At 63.9% G+C, this 14,879-nt stretch carries 12 protein-coding genes; 8 read left to right on the top strand and 4 right to left on the bottom strand.

All coding sequences use genetic code 11. From position 1 onward, the window contains the following. Nucleotides 1–16 precede the first annotated feature (16 nt). From GTZ97_RS07105 to GTZ97_RS07120, 4 genes are all read right to left on the bottom strand, one after another. The gene (locus GTZ97_RS07105; protein ID WP_161649898.1) at nucleotides 17–1,624 is read right to left on the bottom strand and encodes a DUF1501 domain-containing protein; all 1,608 of its coding nucleotides are present in this window, start codon (nucleotides 1,622–1,624) and stop codon (nucleotides 17–19) included. Between the two features lie 6 nt (nucleotides 1,625–1,630). Continuing rightward, nucleotides 1,631–3,421 carry a DUF1800 domain-containing protein gene (locus GTZ97_RS07110; protein ID WP_161649899.1) on the bottom strand — a complete coding sequence of 597 codons (1,791 nt, stop codon included), beginning with the start codon at nucleotides 3,419–3,421 and terminating at the stop codon, nucleotides 1,631–1,633. Nucleotides 3,422–3,586: 165 nt separating this feature from the next. Continuing rightward, on the bottom strand, nucleotides 3,587–6,382 hold the full coding sequence (metH, locus tag GTZ97_RS07115) for a methionine synthase (protein ID WP_161649900.1): 2,796 nt from the start codon (nucleotides 6,380–6,382) through the stop codon (nucleotides 3,587–3,589). Between the two features lie 141 nt (nucleotides 6,383–6,523). After that, complete coding sequence (locus GTZ97_RS07120; protein WP_161649901.1) at nucleotides 6,524–6,757, bottom strand: HP1242/YdcH family protein; 234 nt, start codon at nucleotides 6,755–6,757, stop codon at nucleotides 6,524–6,526. Nucleotides 6,758–6,967: 210 nt separating this feature from the next. On the opposite strand from GTZ97_RS07120, the gene recA reads away from it, so the two are divergent. The 8 genes from recA to GTZ97_RS07160 all read left to right on the top strand — a co-directional run bounded on the left by recA (nucleotide 6,968) and on the right by GTZ97_RS07160 (nucleotide 14,722). After that, entirely contained in the window at nucleotides 6,968–8,032 is a 1,065-nt protein-coding gene (gene recA, locus GTZ97_RS07125) for a recombinase RecA (RefSeq protein WP_161649902.1), read from the top strand. 21 nt (nucleotides 8,033–8,053) lie between these two features. Continuing rightward, nucleotides 8,054–8,515, top strand: a complete 462-nt coding sequence (gene recX / locus GTZ97_RS07130; protein WP_161649903.1) for a recombination regulator RecX — start codon at nucleotides 8,054–8,056, stop codon at nucleotides 8,513–8,515. A 132-nt stretch (nucleotides 8,516–8,647) separates the two neighbouring features. Beyond that, the gene (sucC, locus tag GTZ97_RS07135; protein ID WP_161649904.1) at nucleotides 8,648–9,808 is read left to right on the top strand and encodes an ADP-forming succinate--CoA ligase subunit beta; all 1,161 of its coding nucleotides are present in this window, start codon (nucleotides 8,648–8,650) and stop codon (nucleotides 9,806–9,808) included. A gap of 20 nt (nucleotides 9,809–9,828) precedes the next feature. Next, nucleotides 9,829–10,722 carry a succinate--CoA ligase subunit alpha gene (gene sucD / locus GTZ97_RS07140; protein WP_161649905.1) on the top strand — a complete coding sequence of 298 codons (894 nt, stop codon included), beginning with the start codon at nucleotides 9,829–9,831 and terminating at the stop codon, nucleotides 10,720–10,722. 100 nt (nucleotides 10,723–10,822) lie between these two features. Then, complete coding sequence (locus tag GTZ97_RS07145) at nucleotides 10,823–12,283, top strand: serine/threonine-protein kinase (protein ID WP_236651070.1); 1,461 nt, start codon at nucleotides 10,823–10,825, stop codon at nucleotides 12,281–12,283. Between the two features lie 12 nt (nucleotides 12,284–12,295). After that, nucleotides 12,296–13,090 (top strand): Stp1/IreP family PP2C-type Ser/Thr phosphatase, encoded by a 795-nt coding sequence (locus tag GTZ97_RS07150; protein ID WP_161649906.1) that lies wholly within the window; start codon nucleotides 12,296–12,298, stop codon nucleotides 13,088–13,090. Between the two features lie 40 nt (nucleotides 13,091–13,130). Next, nucleotides 13,131–13,853: an FHA domain-containing protein gene (locus GTZ97_RS07155; protein WP_161649907.1), complete on the top strand. Its 723-nt coding sequence runs from the start codon at nucleotides 13,131–13,133 to the stop codon at nucleotides 13,851–13,853. 53 nt (nucleotides 13,854–13,906) lie between these two features. Further along, nucleotides 13,907–14,722, top strand: a complete 816-nt coding sequence (locus GTZ97_RS07160; protein ID WP_161649908.1) for an MBL fold metallo-hydrolase — start codon at nucleotides 13,907–13,909, stop codon at nucleotides 14,720–14,722. The last annotated feature ends 157 nt before the right edge of the window (nucleotides 14,723–14,879 follow it).

Below are 14,879 nucleotides of genomic sequence, written 5' to 3' on the forward strand. Positions count from 1 at the left end.
CGGGCTCGCACCGCGATCAGATGCGCATGAAGCCCAGATCGTGGGTGCTGCTGTTGAAGTTGCCAATGTTCGGCAGCAGGGCGTAGGTGCTCATGTCGCTGGCGGAGACGCCCATCCACCGGCCCAATGTGTAGGCCACTTGGTCGACCGAGGTCGTTGGTAACAGCGAGCCGTTGTCGATCTGGTCCGGGCTGCCAAACACCCGCTGGGCATTGGCCGTGCTGTATTGCGGGAAGGTGCCGTACACCTCGCCACCCTGTACAGCGCCACCCATGATCAGTTGATGCCCACCCCAGCCATGGTCGGTTCCATCGCCGTTGCTGGTGAACGTACGACCGAACTCGGATGCGGTGAAGGTCGTGACCGAACTGCGCATGTCGCCTCCGGGCATGGAGCCCAGTACGGTGTGAAAGTACTTCAGCGCATGGTCAAGCTGGGCCATGCGCTCGGCGTGATCGCGAACCTGCGAGTCATGCGTGTCGAAGCCGCCGAGCCCTACCATGAAGAACTGACGCTGCATCCCCAGGCCAGCCACCCGGTTGGTATCGATCAGCCTGGCCACCATCTGGAGTTGCACGGCCAGCGGATTGGTACGTCGCGTCTGGGTTGTGGGACTCAGGTAGCGCAACAGGTCGTCGGTATTGGGGTCGTAGTTGTTCGCCGTGGGGGTCCCCCATGGTCCGAGGCCGCCGCTCGGCAGGTTCGGTGCCAGCAGACCGCTGGCCCGCAAGGCGCGTTGCACGACTTGCTCATGGTCCTGCGCCATCATGTCCTGGCGCCCTGTGGCCGACAGGAAGGCTTCTGCGGCCGCATACACACCGCGATTGCCATAGATCTGCGAACCATTGCCCAGCGTCAGGACGCGGCTGCTGCCACTCTGATAAGGCATGACCATGTGCCCCGAAAGCCAGACGGCCGCATTGGTCGGCGTCATGCAGGTGAAGTAGCGCCGGATCAGGTGAACATCGTCACTGTTGCCCTGGCCGTTTCCGGCCATCAGCAGGTCGCCCATGCGACCGGCCCAACCGGCCTGCGTGCCCTCGGGGCCGAACGACTGCCACATCGACTGCTGGTCGTTGTGTGAGAAGAGCTTGCTCGGCTTGGCAATGCGCGCGTTGGCCCAGTCGGCCTTGGTCGTGGGGGCGAGCAGCGGGCCGACGTTGGCCAGCACGGCGGCGTGCCCGGTCTGGTACAGGTTCTGTGTTTCCTTGAGCGCCGGGTGGAGCGCAAAACTGCGGCCTGTGTGCACCGAGCGGCCGGCATGGCTGATGGGCAGGACGCCGCCCAAGCGATCGGGCGAGTCGGCGCTGGCCGCTGGATTGGGGTGGATTCCGGCCTCACGCAATGCGATGGGCGTGCTGCCATCGGCCGAGTTGCGGGCGCTGGGATCGCGGTGGTTCAGGTAGTGAGACCACGAATCCGAGTCTGTTGCCAGCACGGTGTTGAAGGCGTCGTTTCCGCCGTACAGGAAGATGCAGACCAGGGCCCGGTAGCCACTGTTGCCTGAGGACTGGGCCGCTGCCCGTGTCATGGTGCCCAAGGTCAGGCCAAGGGGCGCCGCGACGCCCAGCGAGGACAGCGCGGCGGCGTGGCGGAGAAAGGCGCGGCGTGCGTGTTGGGTCATGGTGCCTCAGCGCTGAATCAGGTACTCGGGCGACAGCGTGATCAACAGCACAGCCGAGCGCACACGGCTTAGCCGTTGGGCCTCGGTGAGGCTGCCGTCCTGGCCGATGGTGCCCAGTGCGGCCACAGCCTGATCGTGGCGCTCAGCAGGCAGCGGTTGGCCGAGCAGACGGTTGGCCAGCGTGTTGACCAGGGCATCGCGTTGCCCGGCCTGGGGCAGGAACTCGTTGAACTGGAACTGCACATCCAGGCGGTTGAGGCTGCTGTGCCATTGGCCCCAGCCGTTCTGCAGGGCCGACGCCATAAAGTTTGCGTAGCCCAGCGCCGAGGTCTCGCTGGTGATCTGCATTTCCGGTGCGACCAGACCCTTGCTCGCTGTCAGCGATTGGGGCGGCGTGTAGCCAGGGCGGAAAAAGTTGAACACGGAGGGTGATCGCAGTGGCGCCTGGCCCAGACCTGTCGCTGCGTTCTCAGTGTCGCCTGACAGGTAGTAGCCCATCTGCTGGTTGCCGCTTGTGGCAGACAGATTGACGCTCTGATGAGGCATGGCACGCAGAACATGGGTCAGCCGAAGCACGGGCTCGCGTAGTTTGCCGTAGGCGGTCTGATCCACATTGCGCTGCTCTGGTTGGCGTGCCTCCGCGTGAAGCAAAATGGCCTTGACGACGGCCCCAATGTTGCCGTTTGAACTGCGGAACACGCGCGTGATGTCAGCAACGTAAGCCGGGCTGGGATTGCTGCTTACCAGACGCTGGATCAGCTGACGGCTGATGAATGGCGCCGTGTTGGGGTGGCTGGCCAGGCGGTCCAGCGCAATGCGCAAGCTTTCGGCAGGGTTGGCTGTGGGCTGTGCGGGGATCACCACGCCAAGGAAGCGCTTTTCTGACACCGAATGCTCGTTGTCATAAAAGCTCATGCTGCGCCAGTACTGCTCCTCCCGTGCACACTCGGGAGCCCGCCAGAAACAGCGCCACCAGGCAATACCCATCTGATCCGGCGCGCGGTACCACCCCAGACCCGTGAATACCTTGGCCATGCCGGAGACGTCGCTGGCCGTGTAAGTTTCGACTGGCCTGCCGTTGACCAGTTTGGGTTGACCACTGTCGTCCAACTCGTGCAGACCGATCGAGAACAGCTGCATCACCTCTCGGGCGAAGTTCTCGTCGGGCACGCGACCGGTTTGCAGGTCTTCCTTGCGGTTGTAGAGGTGAGAAAGGTATGTGCCCATCGCCGGATGCAGCGCCACGGCTTCTAGTAGCTCTCTGTAGGAGCCCGTGCCACGTTGCGTCAGCGTGTCCATGTAGGTTGCAACGAGCCGTGTATCAACGGACAGGTTGGAGACCACGAAAATCTGTGAGAGAGCGAACGCCACGCGGTGGCGGAGCTGGGCGCTATCCTGCACCGCGAATGTCCACCAGGCGTGGTTGAAATCGAGCCAGTACGGATCCGAAGCGTTACGGCGTGCCATTTCGCGCTTGACGACCGCGTAGTAGCTGCCGCCAGCAGGCCTGGCCAGCTGCTCATCAATCCACGCGCTGTAGCCCAGCGCCTTGACGCGTTGAATGTCGGAGGGGGTTGGGCCGAACGTGGCTTGAACCAGGAAGCGGTGTGCTTCTGCGTCGTTCTGCGGCACCGACAGGGCAGACGAGCGTGCCGGGGTGCTGCCTGATTCCTTGTCGCCGCCACCCCCGCCACATCCCGCCATCACCACGGTGATTGCCAGGGCGGCCAGCGCAAGCCCGTTGCGACAAGCGCGCAACAAGGGACTGGGGTGGGCGAGGTGTGAGGCGGCGTTCATGGCGGCGAGGGCAAGATGCGGGCGAAGGTTGCCACGCACTTGCGCCGCCGGGTGCTGTCAATCCGCCACAGCTGTAAGTGGTTGCAACAAAAGGGCGAGGAAGCGACGGCGAACGTTCAATCGTTCACGTTTTCGTCCTGTCGTCCACGTGCGCCAGTGGCTTGCTCACAGCAGTGGCGCGAGCGCCCGCTCAGCATCCGTGACGCTCAGCCCGGTGCGGGCGGCCCAGTCTTCGACCTGGTCCCCACCGATTTTGCCGACGTTGAAGTAGGCCGCCTCGGGGTGTGAGAGATAGAAGCCGCTGACGCTGGCCGCTGGCATCATGGCCAGGCTCTCGGTCAGATGCATGTGGATCTCATGCGCGTCCAGCACCCTGAACATGTCGCGCTTGACCGTGTGGTCGGGGCACGCCGGGTAGCCGGGCGCCGGACGGATACCGCGGTACTGCTCCTTGATGAGCTGCGTGTTGTCCAGGGCCTCGCCATGGGCGTAACCCCAGAACTCCTTGCGCACGCGCTCATGCATGCGCTCGGCGAAGGCCTCTGCCAGGCGATCGGCCAGGGCCTTGAGCATGATGGCCGAGTAGTCGTCATGGTGGGCCATGAACTCGGCTTCCTTCTTCTCGATGTTCAGGCCGGCGGTCACGGCGAACATGCCGACGTAATCGGGCTTGGTCCCCTTGGGAGCCACGAAGTCTGCCAATGAGCGGTTGGGGCGCTTGACCCCATCCACCACCGGGCGTTCGGTCTGCATGCGCAGCGGGTGCCAGCGCATCAGTTCGCCGGTGCGCGCTTCGTCGGTATACAGCACGATGGCGTCGTCATCCACCGTGTTGGCGGGGTACAGGCCGATCACGCCGTGCGCTGTCAACCAGCGGCCTTCGATGATCTTCTTGAGCATGGCCTGTGCGTCGGCATAGACCTTTCGGGCCTGCTCCCCCACCACCGCGTCGTCCAGGATGGCCGGGAAGGGGCCATGCAGATCCCAGGTCTGGAAGAAGGGCGTCCAGTCGATGTAGGCGGCCAGTTCGCCCAGATCGTAGTTCTTGAACACGCGGCGGCCGATGAACTTCGGTGCTTCGGGCGTGTGGCCGTCAAAATCGACCATTGCCTTGTTGGCGCGGGCCTCGGCCAGGGACACCATGGGCGTCGCCTTCTTGTTGGCGTGAAGCTGGCGCACCTTCTCGTAATCGGCGTTCAACTCGGCGATGTAGGCCGCCTGACGTTCTTCACTCAGCAGGTCAGAGCACACCCCCACTGCGCGTGAGGCGTCGGGCACGTACACCACCGGGCCTGAGTAGTTGGGCGCGATCTTCACGGCCGTGTGCACGCGCGAGCAGGTGGCGCCGCCAATCAGCAACGGCGTCTGGCGCTCACGGAAGTACGGGTCGCGCTCCATCTCGGCCGCCACGTACTGCATCTCTTCCAGACTCGGTGTGATCAGGCCTGAGAGGCCGATGATGTCGGCGCCCACTTCCTTGGCTTTGTCGAGGATGTCCTTACACGGGACCATCACGCCCATGTTGACCACCTCGAAGTTGTTGCACTGCAGGACCACCGTGACGATGTTCTTGCCGATGTCGTGCACATCGCCCTTGACCGTGGCGATCACGATCTTGCCCTTGGCCTTGACGTCGCCGCCGGCCAGCTCCAGCTGGCGCTTTTCTTCTTCGATGTAGGGCACCAGGTGGGCCACGGCCTGCTTCATGACGCGGGCGCTCTTGACCACCTGCGGCAGGAACATCTTGCCCGCACCGAAGAGGTCGCCCACGGTGTTCATGCCGGCCATCAGCGGGCCTTCGATCACGTGAAGCGGCCGGCCGCCGCCGGCCTTGATCTTCTGATAGCACTCCTCGGTGTCCACCGTGATGAACTCGGTGATGCCGTGGATCAAGGCGTGGCTCAGGCGGTCTTCCACCGACGCGGGCGCGTCGGCCGTACCGCGCCAGGCCAGCTTGGCCGTGTCGTCTTTGGCTGCGCCCTTGACCTGTTCGGCAATGCCCAGCAGGCGTTCGGTGGGCGTCAGCGAGGTGTCTTCGCCGTCCTTGTAGACGGGCTTGCGGTTGAGCACCACGTCTTCCACCAGTTCACGCAGGTGCGCATCGAGCTGGTCGTACACGCCGACCATGCCGGCGTTGACGATGCCCATGTCCATGCCCGCCTGGATGGCGTGGTACAGGAACACAGTGTGGATGGCCTCGCGCACCGGCTCGTTGCCGCGGAAGCTGAACGACACATTCGACACGCCGCCCGAGACCTTGGCACCCGGCAGGTTCTGCTTGATCCAACGTGTGGCCTCGATGAAATCGACGGCGTAGTTGTCGTGCTCTTCAATGCCGGTGGCAATGGCGAAGATGTTCGGGTCGAAGATGATGTCTTCGGGTGGAAAGCCCACCTCATCGACCAGCATGCGGTAGGCGCGCTCGCAGATCTCGATCTTGCGCTGATAGGTGTCGGCCTGGCCCACCTCGTCAAACGCCATCACCACGGTGGCGGCGCCATAGCGCCTGATCAGCGTGGCCTGGCGCTTGAACTCGTCGACGCCTTCCTTCAGCGAGATCGAGTTGACGATGCCCTTGCCCTGGATGCACTTCAGGCCTGCCTCGATCACCTCCCACTTCGAGGAGTCGATCATGATGGGCACGCGGGCGATCTCCGGCTCGCCTGCGATCAGGTTCAGGAAGCGCACCATGGCGGCCTTGCTGTCGAGCATGGCCTCGTCCATGTTGATGTCGATGACCTGGGCGCCGTTTTCCACCTGCTGGCGGGCCACCGACAGGGCGTCTTCAAACCGCCCCTCCAGAATCATCCGCGCAAACGCCTTCGAGCCCGTGACGTTGGTCCGCTCGCCCACGTTGACGAACAGCGTGCCCTGTCCGATGAGCACCGGCTCCAGGCCGGACAGGCGCATGGGCGGGACGGAGGGTTGTGGGGTGTGCTGAGCGGAGGCGGGGGACGTCATCTCGCCATTTTAAGTGGCCGCCTCTGCGCAGTCGAAAAGGAAAAGGGCCCGGCGCTTGTGGCGCGGGGCCCCGAGGCGCGGACGCCTTGCCCCGATCCGGGGCGAGTGCCGCAATGCCTTGCTCGGTGTGCTGAGGCCGGGTCAAGCCTTCAGCATGGCGTACAGCTCATCCTTCAAAGCCACACGGCGGAGCTTCTTTTGCTCCAATTCGGCCGAGGAGCTGTGCTCAATGCCGTTCTCGAGGCGAACCACCTCCTTGTCCACCTCTTCGTATTCACGCTCTAGCTTGACGAAATGGGCGCTGGACAACTTCAGTTCGTGGATCTTGTCGCGCAGTTCGGGGAAATCTTTGATCAGCGGATGGTGTTCTTGCATGAGCTCCTCTCAGGTTCGGGCCGTATCGCCGTTGAAACCATCTTCGCGCCGGTCAGCCTCACGGGTCTTGCGGCAAATCAATTTCGACGGCGATACCGTGTGGCGATGTCACCCCACAGAGGGAATCACAGGGTACTGTACAAACATCCAGCTTTTGTCATAATGGCGTCCAGTTTCAACGAACCCAACGCCGACATTCCGGAGCCACGCATGGACGCCAACGCCAAATCCGCCCTCAGTACCGAAAAAGCCAAGGCCCTGCAGGCCGCGCTGGCGCAGATCGAAAAGCAGTTCGGCAAGGGCTCGATCATGCGCCTCGGTGAAGGCGAGGTCGCGGAAGACATCCAGGTCGTGTCCACCGGTTCGCTGGGGCTGGACATTGCGCTGGGCGTCGGCGGTCTGCCCCGCGGTCGCGTGATCGAAATCTACGGTCCCGAATCCTCCGGCAAGACCACGCTGACCCTGCAGGTGGTGGCCGAGATGCAGAAGCTGAGCGGCGTGTGTGCTTTCATCGACGCAGAACACGCGCTCGACGTGCAGTACGCCCAGAAGCTGGGCGTCAACCTGCACGACCTGCTGATTTCCCAACCCGACACCGGTGAACAGGCGCTTGAGATCGTGGATGCCCTGGTGCGTTCCGGCTCGGTCGACCTGATCATCGTCGACTCGGTGGCCGCGCTGACCCCCAAAGCCGAACTCGAAGGCGAGATGGGTGACGCCCTGCCTGGCCTGCAGGCCCGCCTGATGAGCCAGGCGCTGCGCAAGCTGACCGCCACCATCAAGAAGACCAACTGCACCGTCATCTTCATCAACCAGATCCGCATGAAGATCGGTGTGATGTTCGGCTCGCCTGAGACCACCACCGGTGGCAATGCGCTGAAGTTCTACGCCTCGGTGCGCCTGGATATTCGCCGCACCGGCTCGATCAAGAAGGGCGATGACGTCATCGGCAACGAGACCAAGGTCAAGGTGGTCAAGAACAAGGTGTCGCCCCCGTTCAAGACGGCCGAGTTCGACATCCTGTACGGCGAAGGCATCAGTCGCGAAGGCGAGATCATCGATCTGGGCGTCAACGCCAAGATCGTCGACAAGTCGGGGGCCTGGTATGCCTACAACGGCGAGAAGATCGGCCAGGGTAAGGACAACGCGCGTGAGTTCCTGCGCGAGAACCCCGATCTGGCCCACGAGATCGAGAACAAGATCCGTGAATCACTTGGTATCACCTTGCTGCCGGCTGTTGTGGGCGGTGGCGCGGCGGCCGACGCCGACGAGTGAGGTGCTGGAGGGCTTTGAGGCGTGGCCCAGCTGTCCCTGAAAGGGCGCGCCCTCAAATACCTGGCGGCGCGCGAGCATTCCCGGGTGGAGTTGCGCCGCAAATTGGGCCCCCATGCCGAGTCGGCCGAGCAGGTCGACGCCCTGCTCGACGAACTGGAGTCGCTGGGCTTTCTGTCTGCCCAGCGCTTTGCCGATTCGGTTGTCCACCGCAAGGCTGCGCGCTTTGGCGCGGCACGGGTTCAAGCCGAGCTGGCGCAACACCGCTTGCCTGACGACATCGCCCGTGAGGCCATTCAGGCCTTGCGGGATACCGAATTCGCGCGGGCGCACGCCGTGTGGCTTCGGCGCTTCGGCGAGCCGGCGTCCGAGCCGACAGAGCGCGTACGCCAGAGCCGGTTTCTTGCGGGGCGCGGGTTTTCCCCAGAAGTGATCCGCCGCGTGGTGCGCGGTGACGGATTGCGTGACGAATCGGCCTCGTCGTAGGGGCCCGGCAGTGCTATGCTGCATGACGCAGCGCAACAAGCGACCCTTGTTGTCCGATGCGCCCGGCGCAGCCCGATCGGCCGCGTCGCGCTTTGTCATGTTCGATGAGAACGCTCACACTGCGAGACCCCAATGAAGATCCACGAGTACCAAGGCAAAGAGATCCTGAGCCGATTCGGTGTGCCGGTCCCAAGAGGAATCCCGGCATTTTCTGTAGACGAAGCTGTCGCGGCAGCTGAGAAGCTCGGCGGCCCCGTCTGGGTCGTCAAGGCCCAGATCCACGCCGGTGGCCGTGGCAAGGGCGGCGGCGTCAAGGTGGCCAAGAGCCTGGAAGACGTCAAGCGTCTGGCCGGCGACATCCTGGGCATGCAGCTCAAGACCCACCAGACCGGGCCCGAGGGCCAGAAGGTCAACCGCCTCTACATCGAAGATGGCGCAGACATCCAGAAGGAATACTACGTGTCCGTGGTCACCGACCGCGGCACCCAGAAGGTCGCCCTGATCGCGTCCAGCGAAGGCGGAATGGACATCGAGGAAGTCGCCCACAGCACGCCCGAGAAGATCATCAAGGTCTTCATTGATCCGCTGACCGGCCTGACGGATGCCCAGGCCAAGGAAGTCGCCGACGGCATCGGCATGCCAGCTGACTCCACTGCCCAGACCGTCGACATCCTCAAGAAGCTCTACCAGTGCTACATGGAGACCGATGCCTCCCTGGTCGAGATCAACCCCCTGAACCGAGACTCCAAGGGCAACGTCGTCGCCCTGGACGCCAAGTTCAACTTCGACAGCAACGCGCTGTTCCGCCACCCTGAAATCGTGGCATTGCGTGACCTTGACGAAGAAGACCCAGCCGAGGTCGAGGCCTCGAAGTTCGACCTCGCCTACATCCAGCTCGACGGCAACATCGGCTGCCTGGTCAACGGTGCCGGCCTGGCCATGGCCACCATGGACACCATCAAGCTGTTCGGCGGCGAGCCGGCCAACTTCCTGGACGTGGGCGGTGGCGCGACTGCCGAGAAGGTCACCGAGGCCTTCAAGATCATGCTGAAGAACCCGGACGTCAAGGGCATCCTGGTCAACATCTTCGGCGGCATCATGAAGTGCGACACCATCGCCGATGGCGTCATCACGGCCTGCAAGGCGGTGAACCTCAACGTGCCGCTGGTGGTGCGCATGAAGGGCACCAACGAAGACCTGGGCAAGAAGATGCTGGCGGATTCCGGTCTGCCCATCATCAGCGTGGACACGATGGCCGAAGCGGCCACCAAGATCGTTGCCGCCGTCAAGTAATCGCCTGGGAAAGTACCATCATGAGCATCCTCATCAACAAGGACACCAAGGTCATTACCCAGGGCATCACGGGCAAGACCGGTCAGTTCCACACCCTCGGTTGCCAGGCGTATGCCAATGGCAAGAACGCGTTCGTCGCTGGCGTGAACCCGAAGAAGGCGGGCGAGAAGTTCTCCGACATCCCCATTTTTGCTTCCGTCAAGGACGCCGCCAAGGAAACGGGCGCCACTGTCTCCGTCATCTATGTGCCGCCAGCCGGCGCCGCTGACGCCATCTGGGAAGCCGTCGAGGCTGACCTCGACCTGGTCATTGCCATCACCGAAGGCATCCCCGTGCGCGACATGCTGATGGTGCGCAACAAGATGAAGGCCAAGGAAGCCGCTGGGGGCAAGAAGACCCTGCTGCTGGGCCCCAACTGCCCGGGCCTCATCACGCCTGAAGAAATCAAGATCGGCATCATGCCCGGCCACATCCATCGCAAGGGCCGCATCGGCGTGGTCAGCCGCTCTGGCACGCTGACCTATGAAGCCGTGGCGCAACTCACCGAACTCGGCCTGGGCCAGTCCAGCGCCGTGGGCATTGGTGGCGACCCGATCAACGGCCTCAAGCACATCGACGTCATGAAGATGTTCAACGACGACCCGGAGACGGATGCCGTCATCATGATTGGCGAGATTGGTGGCCCCGATGAGGCCGAAGCCGCGCAGTGGTGCAAGGCCAACATGAAGAAGCCCATCGTCGGCTTCATCGCCGGTGTCACCGCGCCCCCGGGCAAGCGCATGGGCCACGCGGGCGCACTCATCTCCGGCGGCGCCGACACGGCAGACGCCAAACTCGCCATCATGGAAGAGTGTGGTTTCAAGGTCACCCGTAACCCCTCGGAAATGGGCAAGCTGCTCAAAGCCCTGCTGTGATGCGGGACGAAAAGTAACAGCCTGTTTCTAGGCGCATTTCCGAAGTGCGCGTTCACAGTCAGCCCCTACACTCAGGGGCTGATTTGCTTTTAAATCGGACATGCCTGCTTACCTGGTCCTGTCGCTGATCGTGCTGCTGATGGCTGCCGGCCTGGTCCTGTGGTGGGCGCGCCGGCCTGTCCCGCGCCCGCCCGTGGCGCGCAGCACCAGTTTCCGGACCTCCTTCGGGGGTGACAACCCCGATACCGTGCCCATGGACCGCGGGGATGACGAGGAGGACAACGGCCCGGCCACGGTGTTGTCCTATATGGATGTGCCGCAGAACAGCCGTCCCGCCACGACAGCCTCCCGTCCCATGCCCCTGTCAGAGCCGCCAGCGTTATCGGGAGACGATCCCGGATGGCAGCGTATCCGCCAGGCGCTCTCGAGCCTGGGTGACGGGCCTGTGGACCGAGCCTGGGACACGCTGAACGGTTTTCTGCCGGAGCCGGCCCAGCGCGAGGTGGCGCTCGATACCCTGGAGCGCATTGCCATGGCCTTCGAGCGCGAGCAGCGCTACGACCGTGCCCGGGATGTATACGAACACATGGCCGACATCGACCCGGAATGGCGCCAGGTCAAACTGCGCCTGATGCGCGCCCGCGGTCTCGCGCAGGCTGCCACGGTCAACACCTGGGGCACGGTGCCGCCGCGGCCCATGCCCCAGGTCACCATGGGTCAGCTCGGCAAGTATGTGCTGGTCAAGCAGATCGGGCGTGGCGCCATGGGGGCGGTGTACCTGGGGCATGACCCGGCCACCGACCAGCACGTCGCGCTCAAGACCATGGCGCTGGCTCAAGAGTTTTCTGGTGATGACCTGGCCGATGCGCGTGCCCGCTTTCTGCGTGAAGCCGAGATGGCCGGGCGGCTGCAACATCCAGACATCGTCAGCATCCTCGATGCGGGTGAGACCGGCGGTCTGGCCTACATTGCCATGGAGTTGGTCGAGGGCATCGATCTTTCCCGGCATGCGCACCCGAGTAACCTGCTGCCGTTGAGCCGGCTGCTGCCCATCATGGCCCGTGTGGCCGACGCCCTGGCGTACGCGCACACGCGAGGCGTCACCCACCGCGACATCAAGCCGGCGAACATCATGGTCGACTTCTCCGGCGGCGGGGTCAAGGTCATGGATTTTGGCGTGGCCCGGGTGGCCGATGCCGCCCGCACGCGCACGGGCGTGGTGCTCGGCACGCCCACCTTCATGTCGCCCGAGCAGTTGTCCGGCCAGCCGATTGACGGGCGCAGCGACCTGTACTCCCTGGGCGTCACCCTGTTTCTGCTGCTCACCGGGCAACTGCCTTACCGCAGCGACAACATGGCCGTGCTCATGCGTGCCATTGGCCAGGACACGCCGCCCAATGTGTGCACCTTGCGCGCCGATCTGCCGCCCGCGCTGGGCGACATCGTGGCACTGGCGCTGCAGAAGCACCCCAACACCCGCTACCAGGATGGGCGCCACATGGCCGAAGACCTGCGCGGCGTGGCGCAGGCTCTTCAGGAACTGGATATCCCGGTCGGGTGAGACAATCCACAGATGGACTTTGAGTTCTACAGCCAGACCGACACCGGTCGCGTGCGTAACAACAACGAAGACTCCGTGGCCCTCGATGAGGAACACGGGGTGGCGGTGCTCGCCGATGGCATGGGCGGCTACGCTGCGGGTGAAGTGGCCAGCGGCATGGCTTGCGATTTCATCCGCGCGGAGCTCGGGCGCTGGCTGGGTGAAGCCGGCGGGATGGCCACCGACAGCGATGTGCGGCGCGCCATGGACATTTGCGTCGACAACGCCAACCGGGCCATTTTCGGTGCCGCCCATTCCAACCCCACCTATGCGGGCATGGGCACCACGCTGGTGGTGGGCGTGTTTCGTTCGGGACGTCTGCTGCTGGGGCACATCGGCGACTCACGGGGTTACCGCTGGCGTCAGGGGGTGTTGCAGCAACTCACGAAAGACCATTCGTTACTGCAGGAACAGATTGATGCTGGCATCCTGACGCCCGAGCAAGCGCAGTACTCCGCCAACAAGAATCTGGTGACGCGCGCCCTGGGCGTGGAAGACCTCGTGCTGCTGGAAAGCCACCAGCACGACATCCATTCCGGCGACGTTTACCTCATGTGTTCCGACGGTCTGTCCGACATGCTGTCCGATCCGGAAATCGCCGGCATCATCGCCGCCTATCCCAGCCTGCCCGAGATGGGCGCGGCGCTGGTGCAGGCTGCCAATGAGGCCGGTGGCCGAGATAACATTGCAGTCGTGCTGGTGCGGGCGCAGGGAGAAGCCGAACCGGCGCCCAGATCCTGGTGGCCATTCAAACGCCTGGGCGGCTGACTACAACACAACTAACCGAGCCAATTCCAAGAGGTTCCGCATGGGAAAACTGGTCGTCTCACTCGATGGGGTCGTCATCAAGGAAGTGCAGGTCACGAAGGACCGCACGTCCCTCGGTCGACGGCCATATAACGACATCGTGATCGACAACCTGGCGGTCAGTGGAGAACACGCAGTCCTGCAGATGGTGGGTAACGACCTTTTCATCGAGGATCTCAACAGCACCAACGGCACCTACATCAACGGCAAGGCCGTCAAGAAGCAGCTGCTGCAGCACAACGACACGATCGAGATCGGTAAGTACAAGGTCAAGTACCTGGTCGACGACGCGCCCGATTACGAGAAGACCATGATCATGCGTCCGGGCGCGTCGGGCATGGGCATGCCTGGTGCTGCCGGAATGAGCACCTCGCCCAAGCCCGCTGCCACGCCGCCGGCCAGCGGCTTCGGCGCGACCTTGGGTGGCAACCTCAACACCAACTTCGGCGGCTTGGGCAGCCAGTCTGCCGCCTCGATCAAGGTGCTCAACGGTGCTGCAGCCGGCCGCGAGGTCATGCTCACCAAAGTGGTCACCACGGTGGGCAAGCCTGGCGTGCAGGTGGCCTCGATCACCAAGCGCCCCGGCGGCTACGTGTTCGCCCACGTGGAGGGCGCCTCGCGCCCCATGGTCAACGGCCAGGCCGTGGCGGGCGAGCCCGTTCAGCTCAAGAGCGGCGACGTGATCGAGCTGGCCGGCACGCAGATGCAGTTCGTCCAGGCCTGATGGCCCAGGTGTCAGGCTGAGCCCTTGCGGCGCGCGCAGCAAAGGAGGCCCCGGTGATCCGAGTGCTTGGATGTTCCGGGTCGATCGCGGCCCGATGCCACACCACGGCCTTTCTGCTGGATGACGACATCCTGATCGATGCTGGTAGCGGCGTGGGCGAATTGCGGCTCGACGAGCTCGCGCGCATCGACCACATCCTGATCAGCCACAGCCACCTCGACCACATCCTCAGCATTCCGCTGCTGGCTGACAGCGTCATCAAACTGCGCATGGGTGGCGCCGGCCCGCAGGCCCTGCGGCCCATCCACGTGCATGCGCTGCCTGAGACCATCGAGGCCATGCGGGCGCACATCTTCAACGGCGTCATCTGGCCAGATTTCACCCGACTGCCCAGCGCGGCCCATCCGGTGCTGGTGCTGCACGAGATCGAGGTTGGACAGGTGTTGCGCTTTCCGGCGCGCGGCCAGCAGGACGACCGCCTCGTCCACGTGCTGCCAGCGGCGCATACGGTGCCGGCGGTGGGGTATGCCGTGGACACGCCACAAGGCTGGTGGGTGTTCACCGGCGACACCGGCCCCAACCCCGCGCTGTGGCAGGCACTGAACGGCCAGCGCATCGCGCAGCTCGTGATCGAGACCGCCTTCGGCAACGAAGAAGCCCATCTGGCCCACATCAGCGGCCACCTCGCGCCACAGACCCTGGCCCAGGAACTCGCCCAGCTCGATGGCGAGGTGAGCGTCTACATTACTCACCCCAAGCCAGGCGAGGTGCCTGCCGTGCTGTCGCAGATCCGCGCGCTGGACAGCCGCCACCAGATCGAGCCTCTGCGCGAGGGGCAGCGGTTTCATGTGCCGGCTGAGCCGATCTGACTCAGTCCGGGCCGGCTGACAGAATTGGTCGGCCTGCCACTCGGGTGACAAGTTTTGTCAGGTGTTTGGTCGCAAGTCTGACGGGAACGGTCTGTCGATGCGGCCCGATTGCTGGAAAACGTGAACGAAAGCACGGTTTTTTTGTCCGTCTAGACTG

Origin of the sequence: Aquabacterium fontiphilum, assembly GCF_009909205.1 — a bacterium.
In the GTDB taxonomy this organism is placed as follows: Bacteria; Pseudomonadota; Gammaproteobacteria; order Burkholderiales; family Burkholderiaceae_C; genus Aquabacterium; species Aquabacterium fontiphilum.

Coding starts and splice junctions, on each gene's coding strand:
- metH (WP_161649900.1), bottom strand. CDS start 6,382: ATGACGTCCCCCGCCTCCGCTCAGCACACCCCACAACCCTCCGTCCCG.
- GTZ97_RS07110 (WP_161649899.1), bottom strand. CDS start 3,421: ATGAACGCCGCCTCACACCTCGCCCACCCCAGTCCCTTGTTGCGCGCT.
- GTZ97_RS07155 (WP_161649907.1), top strand. CDS start 13,131: ATGGGAAAACTGGTCGTCTCACTCGATGGGGTCGTCATCAAGGAAGTG.
- sucD (WP_161649905.1), top strand. CDS start 9,829: ATGAGCATCCTCATCAACAAGGACACCAAGGTCATTACCCAGGGCATC.
- sucC (WP_161649904.1), top strand. CDS start 8,648: ATGAAGATCCACGAGTACCAAGGCAAAGAGATCCTGAGCCGATTCGGT.
- GTZ97_RS07105 (WP_161649898.1), bottom strand. CDS start 1,624: ATGACCCAACACGCACGCCGCGCCTTTCTCCGCCACGCCGCCGCGCTG.
- GTZ97_RS07150 (WP_161649906.1), top strand. CDS start 12,296: ATGGACTTTGAGTTCTACAGCCAGACCGACACCGGTCGCGTGCGTAAC.
- GTZ97_RS07120 (WP_161649901.1), bottom strand. CDS start 6,757: ATGCAAGAACACCATCCGCTGATCAAAGATTTCCCCGAACTGCGCGAC.
- recA (WP_161649902.1), top strand. CDS start 6,968: ATGGACGCCAACGCCAAATCCGCCCTCAGTACCGAAAAAGCCAAGGCC.
- GTZ97_RS07145 (WP_236651070.1), top strand. CDS start 10,823: ATGCCTGCTTACCTGGTCCTGTCGCTGATCGTGCTGCTGATGGCTGCC.